This window comes from Pseudomonas sp. P5_A2_2 (assembly GCF_054177685.1).
In genome coordinates this window covers 1-11,621 of sequence record NZ_JBGCUL010000073.1, presented here as the reverse complement: position 1 = coordinate 11,621, position 11,621 = coordinate 1, and the positions used below count along the sequence as shown (strand labels likewise).

The 11,621-nt window shown below is 59.2% G+C and carries 4 protein-coding genes and 1 pseudogene; 2 read left to right on the top strand and 3 right to left on the bottom strand.

Going from position 1 to position 11,621, the window contains the following annotated elements; translation table 11 throughout:
* Positions 1 to 608, top strand: a pseudogene (locus ACXRVY_RS08440) (hypothetical protein); the annotation flags it as partial.
* A gap of 74 nt (positions 609 to 682) precedes the next feature.
* On the opposite strand, the gene ACXRVY_RS08435 reads toward ACXRVY_RS08440, so the two are convergent.
* Both ACXRVY_RS08435 and ACXRVY_RS08430 read right to left on the bottom strand, forming a co-directional pair.
* The gene (locus ACXRVY_RS08435; protein ID WP_458237243.1) at positions 683 to 5,800 is read right to left on the bottom strand and encodes a dermonecrotic toxin domain-containing protein; all 5,118 of its coding nucleotides are present in this window, start codon (positions 5,798 to 5,800) and stop codon (positions 683 to 685) included.
* A gap of 162 nt (positions 5,801 to 5,962) precedes the next feature.
* Positions 5,963 to 9,073 carry a transglycosylase domain-containing protein gene (locus tag ACXRVY_RS08430; protein WP_223458232.1) on the bottom strand — a complete coding sequence of 1,037 codons (3,111 nt, stop codon included), beginning with the start codon at positions 9,071 to 9,073 and terminating at the stop codon, positions 5,963 to 5,965.
* Positions 9,074 to 9,569: 496 nt separating this feature from the next.
* Here ACXRVY_RS08430 and ACXRVY_RS08425 point away from each other — a divergent pair, with 496 nt between their 5' ends.
* Complete coding sequence (locus tag ACXRVY_RS08425) at positions 9,570 to 10,991, top strand: amino acid permease (RefSeq protein WP_223458234.1); 1,422 nt, start codon at positions 9,570 to 9,572, stop codon at positions 10,989 to 10,991.
* A gap of 30 nt (positions 10,992 to 11,021) precedes the next feature.
* On the opposite strand, the gene opgC is transcribed toward ACXRVY_RS08425, so the two are convergent.
* A partial coding sequence (gene opgC / locus ACXRVY_RS08420; RefSeq protein WP_458237242.1) for an OpgC domain-containing protein occupies positions 11,022 to 11,621 on the bottom strand: 600 nt, incomplete at its 5' end.

Genomic DNA, 11,621 nt, shown 5'->3' with positions numbered 1-11,621 from the left:
ATCCCTTGGGTATGTCGAGCGGGCTTTACACCGGTGCCATTTCCTACACCATGGGCCCCGGCGCCGATTTTGACCTGGGCCCCTCGATGAGTCCTGATGAACGCAGCCTGGTCCTGGATTTCGTCCTCGATGTTCTGCACACCCTGAAAGTGGAAATTCCACCCGGCGGCAACAAAGTCTTGCTGGAACCCCAGGGCGGGTGGCGCAGCTGGCTGGAACAGGGGCGCAAGCCTGTGCGCCTGTATCGCGATCAGACCTTCAATATTTCCGCCTCGTCGCGATTCACGATGAAGCTGGAATGTGAGCATGACCTGGGCTTCGGTTCGGGCTGCGCCATCATTGATCGCGAGTCGGGTTACGGGGAGGCAGTCGATGTCAGCGTCAGCTTGCCTGGCGGGTTGACCGACAGCGCCGGGCAACCGGTCAGGCGAATGCCGTTGAGTCCCCATGCTGCCACAAGCCCGTTTCAGCCCGGTATCTATGTCGATCGCAAGCCTGGAACGCTGCATTTCGAAATGGGCGAACGTGCCACCCACTGGTTGATAAACAACGCCAGGGACAGGCCTTACACAGGCAATATCACCGTGATCTGGGATTCGCAAGTATGAGCGCTACAGGCAGTGCAGCGTCGGTCAGCCAGCCCTGACAGGGCTGACTGACCTCTGGATGAGCCAGCCGAGCGTTAAAGGCCGGCGTTGACCATCGCTTCGCGGGTCAACCGTCGAAATAGCTCTTTGCGCGCCTCCGCCAGATCATCGTAATGGCGGTCGCTCAATGGGCCGTCGCTGAAAACCTCAGCCTGAGGGATTTCCAGCTTGTCCGCCAGGTCTTCCATTTTTCGGATGAGCTGATTCATTTGCGCCTGAGGGTGGTCTTTGGCCCATTCGACTTTTGCGGCGCGCAGTTCATCGAGCAAACCCAGTTTGTCGTCGAAATATTGACGATTGGTTTCGCACTTTGTTGGGTGAGTCGCTTTTAAATGGCGCTCCCAGAAAACGTTTCCATCTTCGGGTTCAATCATCCCGTCGACCAGGCCGTTGCCGCTTTCACGCGCCATGATTGATGTGTAGGCTGCATCGATCTTCCCCTGGTCCACACCTGCGCGCGCCCGAAATGCCATGTTTTCCGCCTGCCAGGGCAGGTCGAGACGTTCGGCCAGTCCGGTCTGAAATGCCATATGTATTTCCAGATCATCCGGCGGCAGGTTGTTCTGCGGATCGATCAGGTTCATTTGGGTTTGACGGCCGATCTCTTCCCGGGCGAGGTCACCGACCCGGTCCAGACGTGCAAAGCTGCGGGCCAATTTAACGAGTTTGTTGTCAAGTTCGCTGGGCAGGATCGATTCATTATAAGCCTTTKATAGCAACACTTTTATGCCCATGGAATTGAACAGATAGGCCCCGCCCTCCCGACAATTCGTGGGTTCCCTTGCTTGCAGGAACAATTCCTCGCGAAGGGCGGAGTTCAGCGCGGCAGCATCGATCAGTTCCCAGACTCGGCGAGTCAGCAGGCGGCGTGATTTATCGTTCTGGTAGTCCGCGCTTTCTCGCTGTTTGCGGATGACGGCAAACAACTGTTCGGCACCGGGTTCGGCCAGCACGTCATGCCAGGATTCTTCGCGGTACTTCTTGAGCGAGGACGAGGCGCCCCATTCGGTGGGTTCGTCGGGAAATAATTGCCAATGGGTGATTTCGTCCGCGGCCGCAGGGGAATAGGCCTGCACAAAGTCCAAGCCTGCGGATTCGCGGTACGTGCCGAGGCGGACCCGGTCGGCATTGGATAGCCTCCCTGTGTCGAAGCGTGCGCGACTCAGGATCAACGCGTGATCGGAGCCAGACGTGACCTCGGGCAAGGTATTGATCGGATTCGAACGCATATCCAGCATGAAACCACGGGGACGAGGCTGGTCCACCGCCCCGAGCCTGAACAGCCCCTCGGGCCAGGTCTGGATCCCGGTATTGGCCAGGTTCAGGTCCTTTAAATTGGTCAGTCGTCCGACATCGGGTGGCTGGCTCAACGGATTACCGTTCAGATTGAGGGTGCGCAGGCGAGTCAGGTCACTGAGCTGCTGCGTGGTGTTCGCCGTCATCTTGATGTAGTTGTCGGTCAGATCCAGGTTTTCCAGTTGATCCATCCGGCCAACGCTGGCAGGTATTTCATTCAGCCCGCACTGGCGGGCGCTCAATTGGCGAAGATTGGGGAAGCTGCGCAGCAGGTCATCGGGTGCAGCGGTGCGCAGCTCGTCGAGCTTCAGCGCCGTGATCTGGTCCAGGTGTTGCTGAATGCCGGGTCGCTGGCGCAGATCCGACCACCATCGATCGAACTCCTTAAGCTTGAAAACCGACAGATCCAGGGTATAGCCTTGGTCAGGGTGGCTGTTGCGCTCGCCGAACACGTTGCTTCGGCGCTCGAAGCACTTGATCAGTTGCTCTTCGACATTTAGACCGCCGTTCAGCAGGTAAGCAGGCTGATAGCCGAAGACCAGTTCTCCGGTAACGTCTGTTTCAGGAGGATAGGTGTTGCGCCAGCCCTGCAATGTGTCCCGCAAGTGTTGCCGCTCGCTCTTCAGCCGCTCGATGGCCTCAGTGGGATCACCGTTGTCGTTGCGTAACTTCTCGATGAAGGTCCGCACCTCTCTTTCAGTCATTTCCGGGTACAGATCCTTGATTTTCTCCTCTGGTGTCGATGCACGAAGAAACCGTGGCAAACCGCGCAGCAGTGTTTCGGTTTCAATCGTCACCGCGGGGCGAACGGGCGGTTGCGCCAGTGCAGTGCGGCGCTCGGCAGGTGCTGCGGTTTTCTCCATGATCCACAGCTTGAGCGCGTGGCCTTGACCGCGTAAGTAGCCCAATGCCTTGCGTTTGTCTTCAGGCAGGGCGCGCAGGATCGATTCGTAGAAATCGCCGGCTTTGTTCAGTTGCTTATTGTCCCCGTCGAGCACTTCATACTGGCCACTTTCATCCCTGACCAGCCGGCGCACCGTTGCCGCGTCATCCGGGCCGACGCTGCAGCGCAGCGTGCCGTCATAGGTGCCGTCACGCACTTCGATGCGCAAGCCTTCAAAACTGTCGGTATTGAATTTGAGCGTGTTCAGCGCGAGACGCTCGGTATTGGGTTCCACCCGCTCGTCTTGATAAAAGCCATCGTAGGCTCGAGCGGTGCCGGCTTCGAAATTGAATTCGCGCGCCTGGGTTTTAACGCGCAACGGCAGGCGTTTTTCATCGTCCATTATCTTCAGTTCAGCGGCCTTGGCCTCAGCCAGCACGGTTTCGGCGAGGGTGAGCGGCAGGTCCGGGAAGGGTTGCCTCAACAGGCGGACCTTGGCCTTGCTCGATCGTTCTTCTGCCTGGTATATGCGTTTTGCGATCTCACCTTTACGTGAGTCGACGGCATCGGCCAGTTGATCACGCAATGCCTGGGTGCGTTCGGCGCCCGGAATGTCGCGCCCCAGCAGAGCCTTGATCTCGCTTTCATTCAAAAAGCCCGCCACATGTTCAGGCAGTTTGCCGGACGTCAGCTCGGAGAAACTGATGCTCAACGTATTGGCGGCGGTCGCGTCGGCGTTGCCGTACTTGCGTGAACTGCCGGTCAGTTCGGCGTCTTCGAATACCTCCAGTGCCCGTTCTGAAGGCCAGCCTGGCAACGCCGTCAGTATCGTTTCATACCAATTGGAGGAGGCATCGATTGGCTGCCCTTTGCGAATATTGGCACTCGCGATCCCGACGTCGTCATAGGCGCTGAAGCGCTTGATGGTGTCGGCCAGCATCGGTGGAGGCGCAGCGTTCTCGACATGCATACGGCGCAGCGCATTGTCTTCGGTGCCGCTGCTGATGCGGATCTGCTCCCGTTGCGTGGGCGAGAAGCGATCGACACGGTGCCCGAGGCGGCGCATCAATGTGTCGCCTTCCCAGTTACCCGGATTTTCMGCCTCGTGCACCCAGGCGCCGTGACCGTTATGTTCGACCGTGGGCGAATAGGCATTGGGGCGCGTGGGATGTTTGACACGGTGAGTCGTGATGCTCGGCTCTTGCGAAGCCTTTTCGACGACGTAGAGGTTGTCGTCCAGTGGCAGGATGTGCTGATTGGCGTGTTGATGCAGTCCGTGTTCGTTGGGTTTCGAATCGGGCGTCAGGGTGAGGCTTTTTTGTTCGTAAGGGGCGAGGTCCGGGTGCCACAGCGTTTGTTTGCCGTCAGGCAGCGTGACCGGTTTCATGCCGTCGACCAGTGGTGACAGTTTCAACTTGAAAGCGCTGCCGATTTCAGCACCCGCACCAAACGCCGCCAGTTGAATCACATCCGTGACCACGCCGATCACATGTTCGGCCGCTTCAAGACCAAGGCCTTCGGCCAGATCGACGATCCCTTCGATGACGTCAGTGGTCATTTGATAAACGGTGTAGGCCATCATCAGCTCGCCCAGCCCCGGCACGAAAGGGGTGGCAATCAATAACGCGACATTGAAAATATCCGAGACGATTTTCTTGAAGTTGTCCCACCAGGCCCAGCGCGCCTTGCTGTCCGTGTCGGCGGTGGACACGGCGATTTCCTGCGCGTCGTTGAGGATCTTGTTGAGCTTTTGCTGGTAGGCATGTGTCCAGTAATCCCGGGACACCGGCAGGTGCTGAAACTGCAGGTGCGGACTGGATGCAGGGTCTTCGCGCCAGGTGGGGCGTTGATCCGTCTTGTCGTCTTTCTCATGCCACCTGACCGTTACCAAGCATTGATCGAGATCGGCGAAAAAATGCCCGCGTTGCTGCTGATCGATGAATTGACTGAAAAATTGTCGATACCGCTGCTTCGATGAGGCGCCGACCTTGTCTTCGCGCAACTGACGGGTCAATTCATCCATGAATGCTTTGAAGGAGTCGTATTCCTTGAGCGGGTGATCCGGATCATGGGGCACATAGGCAATCAGTCGTTGAACCCCCCGGCTGTCCTTCACGGCAGGAATCAGCAGGAGAATGCCGGTCAAACGAGTCTCCAGCAACGACAGGTCGCCGCAGAGCATTTTTCGGCCATTGAGCAGCAACTGAGGTTCTTTATCCTGGGCAAGGCTCAGCATCAGCTTGTAGGCGTCGTACTGGATATCGCCGAGGATCAACGCCAGTTGCGCGGCGGCGGCGAGGGCGTCTTTCTGGCTTTCGGTCACCTTGAGCTTCGTGACGGCTTCGGCCACGGGTTCGCCGGGAAGCAGATACTTTTCGAGGTGCTCCTTGTACAACGCGCCGATGTCCAGTTCCCGGCACAGCGCCTGGAACTGGCTGATGGTCATTTTGTCCTTGATCGCAATGACGTCGAAGTGCCCGAGATCGTCAGGTTTGGTGATGTATTGCGAGTCGGCAAGGACTGTTTCGGACTTGGCGAAGTTGTGCAGTGCCGCCTCCAGCAGGGAGACGGTTCGGCTGGTGACGCCGCCCTTCACATCAATCGCATACCAGGGCGAATCCTTGGGCAGGTACAGGCGCAGGTAGGTCGTGCTGACGTCATGCTCGATGCCGTAGCGTTCCTTGAGTTTCGCCTGGAGCAGGGGCGCCGCGAACGAACGGACGTCCTGCAGATTCTTGAGCAGTTTGTCGACCTTGTTTTGCGAGGCCCATGCCTTGAGGTTGGCGGCTTTGAGCTTGTCATGAAGGGAGGCAGGCGTTGTGGTGTACCACGGTTGCATCTTCAAGGGAGTGGCCGCCAGGGCCAGGCCCCTGTCGAGGGTAGCGGTTTTGAAAGGGTCGCTGGTGGTGTTCTTGATGAGTTCGTAGTGCCGGCCTTTATCGATGTTTTGGGCGGGCGTGGTGGTGTCGGTCATGGCAATCATCCTTGATTGGTTTTAAGGATGATCAGCCTATCGGACGAGGCTCAAAAAAAAAGTCTGAATAACTGCGCTCAATCGGCGTCTTTTGCGGGTAAACCGTTGAATATTTGAATCTGAAAAATAATTAATTACCACCTGTGCAACGCAATGGTTCTGTCAACGCCGCGTGACTTCAGTCGGCAAGCAACCTGTTTTGCTGCCGGGTTGCAGGTACGGCATGAGAATCGGTGCCATGCCTTTGAGCACTTGCACCGGCAACGCCGAGGTGAACTTGAAGGTTTCGGCAGATTGGCCGGGAACGAACGCGGTCAACGTCCCGAAGTGATGATCGCCGATGTAGAACACAAAGGTCGCCGTGCGGTTGATGGATTTAGAGCTGAGGATCCGCCCGCCCGAACCGAAGGCTTCAATGCGGTTATCGCCTGTTCCGGTCTTGCCACCCATGGCCAATGGTTTGCCACCGGGTGTTGTGAAACTGCCGGACACCCGTTTCGCCGTACCGGCATCCACCACTTGCGACAAGGCTTCGCGCATGGCCGTGGCGACTTCGGATGGCATGACCCGTTTGCCGACATCCGGGTCATTGATCAATTTGGTTTCATACGGTGTGTTGGCCGCGAAGTGCAGGCTATCGATACGCAGGGTCGGCATGCGCACACCGTCGTTGAGAATGGTGCCGATCAACTCGGCCAATGCCGCCGGGCGGTCGCCGGAGCTACCGATGGCGGTGGCCAGCGACGGCACCAGGTGGTCGAACGGATAGCCGACCTTCTGCCAGCGCTGGTGGATGTCGAGAAACGCTTCGATCTCCAGCATGGTGCGGATGCGACTGTCGCGGGCACCCTTGTGCCGGCTTTTGAACAGCCAGCTGTAGACTTCCTGGCGCTCGAACTGGCTGGCTTTGACAATGTCGCCCCACTTGGCGTCGGGGTGATTGAGCAGGTAGCCCATCAGCCACAGGTCCAGGGGGTGAACCTTGGCGATGAAGCCCTGGTCCGGCAAATCGTAGGAGCCGGGACCGTAGGCCTCGTAGAGCCGCACGAGACGCTCGTCAGTGAGTTTTTCCGTGAGCTTGGCGCCGGTGAGGTGCGAGCGCACGAAGGCATTGAAGCTTGCCTGACTGGCGTGTGGCAGCAGGTAGCGGTGTACGGCGGCCATGCGGATCGGGGTCGGCCGCATGCTGTCGAGGAAGGTCTCGAGCCGCTCCTGGGTGTCCTTGTTCTTGTACTTCTTCCAGAACTTGAGCAGAAACGAAGTGCCTTCACGGTCGGCAAATTCGGCCAGGTATTCCTGGCGCCGCGGGTCGTGGTCGTCCTTGAGCAGTTCGGCACTGCTGTTCGGGCCGGAGTATGTGGTGTAGCGCACCAGGTCACGCATCAGGCGGATGAACGGCAGGTTGATCGACTCGCGCAGGGCGTCGCGCAGGGTCGGGATGCGGTCGTTGTCTTCCTTGCGGAAGTTGTGGAACACATGCAGGCCGCCACCGGTGAAGAACGCCTCGCCGGGGCTGGCGGAGTACTTGCGGTCCAGGGCTGCGCCGAGCATTTTTTGCAGGTCGCGGTCCTTGGTCTCGATCAGGTAATCGACCGCCCAGCGGCTCAGGCGGTCCTGATCCGGCACGTCGACTTTCTTCAGTTCCGGTACGGTCATGCCGGCGTATTTGTCGTGCAGCTCGGAGATGATTTGCAGGTAGGTGGTCAGCACGCGCATTTTCGCGGTGGAGCCCAGTTCCAGTTTGCTGCCTTCGTTGATGTCGAATGGCTGGTCGGTGCTGTCGGTCTGCACCCGCACCCGCGAGCCGTCCGGGGTCAGTTCGAACAGGGTGAAGCTGTAGCGCACCTGGGTGGTGCTGGTAGGGGTCAGCAAGCGTTCGCCCATCAAGCCGATTTCGGCTGCGTAGGCGGGGTCGGCGAGTTTTTTCAGGTACGCCGTGGCCTCGGTTTGCAGTTCACCTTGCAGGGTGCTGGTGGCAGACAGGTCGAGGCGGTCGAGATCGTAAAGCGGACGATTGAGCATGCCGGCCAAACGGCTGCGCGCGACACTGATGCCCTTGTTGGTTTCAATCGGTTGAATGGTCGGCTGGGTGGCCCAGTCGCGATAGATCACTTTGCTGGCCAGGGCGGCGGCGGCGAACTGAGCGTCGATCACATTGTTTTGCGCCAGCAGACGAATGTGGCTGTCGGTGAGGTCGGCCAGTTCATCGTGACCCTTGGTCAGGTAATGCGACGGGCGGCGCTGGGCAATCATAAGCGACAGCATTTCACGCAGGGCCAGGCCTTTTTCCGCCATGGTTTTTGGGTCCGTTGCTGTGCTGGTCAGGACTTCGTTGGCCTTGTTGAAGTCGGAGCCATACCACACGCGCAAGCCCTCAGCCATGCCATGCACTTCGCCGTGGCCCGGTACGGCCGACAGCGGCACGCTGTTGAGGTAATCGCGAACCACATTCTGCCGGGCTTCGAGTGTTTGTGGCCCGGCCTGATAGGCGCGTACGGTGGCGGAAATCATCTGGCGAATTTTTTCCGCGCCATTGACCGTCAAGCCATCGGGGGAGTGCCGGTACTTTTCCAGTTGCGTGGCCAAGGTACTGCCGCCGGCGGATTGGCCGGGTACGTGAAACATCTTGGCCACCTGTGACCACGCCGCCATGCCGAACCGCGGCCAGTCCACCGCCGGGTTGGCCAGAGGTTGCCTGGGGTCCAGCAGGAAACGGTTCTCGATGAACAGCAGGCTGTTGACCACTACCGGCGGAATCGAGGCAAAGGTTGAATAAAGCTGCTGCGGATAGTTGTACTGGTACAGCGGCGCTGCGCGGCAATCGGTGATCGACAGCCCGGCCTGGATTTTCTCGGCATAAGGCACGAACAGCCCCTTGTCAGTGTACTTCAACAGCGCCGGGGAAAAGCGGGTTTGCGCCTCAATGACGAAATCGCGCTTGATCAGGCGCGGCAGGAATTCATCCAGCGAGCTGTAGCCCAGCCGCCGATCGAACGGACCGTCGCCCGGATAGCGAATCGCATCGCTGGGGCCGGGTTTGAGCTCATAGCTCAGGGACGCGGCGTATTTGCTGACTTCCCGGGCCTGGAATTTCGAGGTACGCATTTCCCTCGCCGCCGCCAGCCCCACGACTATCGCGATTATCAACAGCAATAGCCAGAACGCTCCCCATCCGTGCCTGGAACGCCGGGGTTTTTCAGGTGCAGGCGCTTCATCCTCTCGTTCAGTCGGAACCACGGTTTTACTCGAATCGGTTTGCCACAAAGCGCCCATAGTCGACTGATCCATTCATGCAGATTGATCGGACTTGACTCAAGCTTAGACGGTGGTTGGCGAGGGTGAAAAAAATGTGAAGGGCAAAACGTCGGGTAATGGCCATCTTTTGTGGCGAGGGAGCTTGTCGGATTGCCGCACCGTCCCGTTGGGCTGCGTAGCGGCCCCAATGCCGGTAATTGCGCTTCGTCTGATATTGGGATCAGCTGAATTGCGCCTGCTACGCAGGCGAGCGGGAGCAAGCTCCCTCGCCACAAAACAGTCGGCTGGAATKCTTGTTTTAGACATGTCGAAGGGGTAAATACGGCTTTGGCAGGGGCATGACGATGCACCATTGTTGTGCAATACTCGGCGTCGTTTTTCCCACTGATTTTGCGGGTTTTTCCTACAAGACGGCGTTGCCCATGAGGCGGGGCCGGTCCGGGAAGCGATGGCTTATCGGCCCGCGCTTCGCCGCTCGGTGGTCATATCCAATAACAAGACGAGGTTGTCCCCCATGCCCGTAGGCAATCACCAGCCCAACGGCGAGACCGCTCAGGGCGGTCCGCTTAAACGTGAACTCGGCGAGCGGCATATCCGCCTGATGGCACTCGGTGCCTGTATCGGCGTCGGCCTGTTCCTGGGCTCGGCCAAGGCCATTGAAATGGCCGGCCCGGCCATCATGTTGTCCTACATCATCGGCGGTCTGGCGATCCTGGTGATCATGCGCGCCCTCGGCGAGATGGCCGTGCACAACCCGGTCGCCGGCTCGTTCAGCCGTTATGCTCAAGACTACCTCGGCCCGTTGGCGGGCTTCCTGACCGGCTGGAACTACTGGTTCTTGTGGCTGGTGACCTGCGTCGCGGAAATCACTGCCGTGGCGGTCTACATGGGTATCTGGTTCCCCGACGTGCCGCGCTGGATCTGGGCGCTCGGTGCGTTGATCAGCATGGGCTCGATCAACCTGATCGCGGTCAAGGCCTTCGGTGAGTTCGAGTTCTGGTTTGCCCTGATCAAGATCGTCACCATCGTTGCGATGGTGTTCGGCGGCATCGGCATCATCGCCTTTGGTTTCGGCAACGACGGCGTGGCCCTGGGGATTTCCAATCTGTGGACCTACGGCGGCTTCATGCCCAACGGCGTGCAAGGCGTGTTGATGTCGCTGCAAATGGTGATGTTCGCCTACCTCGGCGTGGAAATGATCGGCCTGACCGCCGGTGAAGCGAAGAACCCGCAGAAAACCATTCCCGACGCCATCGGTTCGGTGTTCTGGCGGATCCTGCTGTTCTACGTCGGCGCGTTGTTCGTGATCCTGTCGATCTACCCGTGGAACGAAATCGGTACCCAGGGCAGTCCGTTCGTGATGACTTTCGAGCGGCTGGGCATCAAGACCGCGGCGGGCATCATCAACTTCGTGGTGATCACCGCTGCGCTGTCGTCCTGCAACGGCGGCATCTTCAGCACCGGGCGCATGCTCTACAGCCTGGCGCAGAACGGCCAGGCCCCGGCCGGGTTTGCCAAGACGTCGAGTAATGGTGTGCCGCGGCGTGCGTTGCTGCTGTCGATTGGTGCGTTGCTGCTGGGCGTATTGCTCAACTATCTGGTGCCGGAAAAGGTGTTTGTCTGGGTGACAGCGATTGCCACCTTTGGCGCGATCTGGACCTGGGCGATGATCCTGCTGGCCCAGCTGAAATTCCGCAAAGGCTTGAGTGCCAGCGAAGCCGCCGGCCTGAAATACCGTATGTGGCTGTACCCGGTCAGTTCGTACCTGGCGCTGGCGTTCCTGGTGCTGGTGGTCGGCCTGATGGCGTACTTCCCGGACACCCGCGTGGCGCTGTATGTGGGACCTGCGTTCCTGGTGCTGCTGACGGTGCTGTTCTACGTGTTCAAGCTGCAACCGACGAATGTTTCGCAAGGTGCGGCGCGTTCGGCTTCGTAAGGCGTAACCGTTGTAGGAGCGAGCTTGCTCCTACAATATTGCGGTTGATCCTTGGGCTGCCTGAGCAGTTCGGCTCAACCGCTTGTTGAATTCCAGCCACGCTCCCAGCAACGTCATCAATCCGGCCCCCACCAGCGCCGTGAAAATCTGCATGGCAAATGCATCGTCGGTCAACGCATTGACCATGTCCGCCAAGGGCGCCAGCAGCACGCCCAGGCAGAAAATCTCCAGCGAAAAACGGCCCATGCGGCAACTTTGCCGCGCCAGCCAGTTTTGCGTCCATCCGCTGTCGGGAATCAGCTTCGCCGTGACGTAGGCCAGTGCGAGGAAGTGCAGCAAGCGCACGGGGGACAGGTCGGTCTTGCTGATGGGGTACAGGAGGTTCTTCAGGCTCGCCGGCACCACGGCATCGTGTAGATCTGGCCAACGCCACAGGACAGTCAACACACCCGCGACCACTACATACAGCGCCGCACTGACAAACAACGGCTGGCGTAGCAGCGGGCGAGTGTCGGGCAGGCGCGGGCGCTGGCTGTGAATCGCAGCGGCACCGCCGAGTACGAACAGCAACTGCCAGGCAACCGGGTTGAAATACCACACGCCGTCCTTGATGGCCGCCAGGTTCCAGCC

Coding starts and splice junctions, on each gene's coding strand:
- ACXRVY_RS08425 (WP_223458234.1), top strand. CDS start 9,570: ATGCCCGTAGGCAATCACCAGCCCAACGGCGAGACCGCTCAGGGCGGT.
- ACXRVY_RS08430 (WP_223458232.1), bottom strand. CDS start 9,073: ATGGGCGCTTTGTGGCAAACCGATTCGAGTAAAACCGTGGTTCCGACT.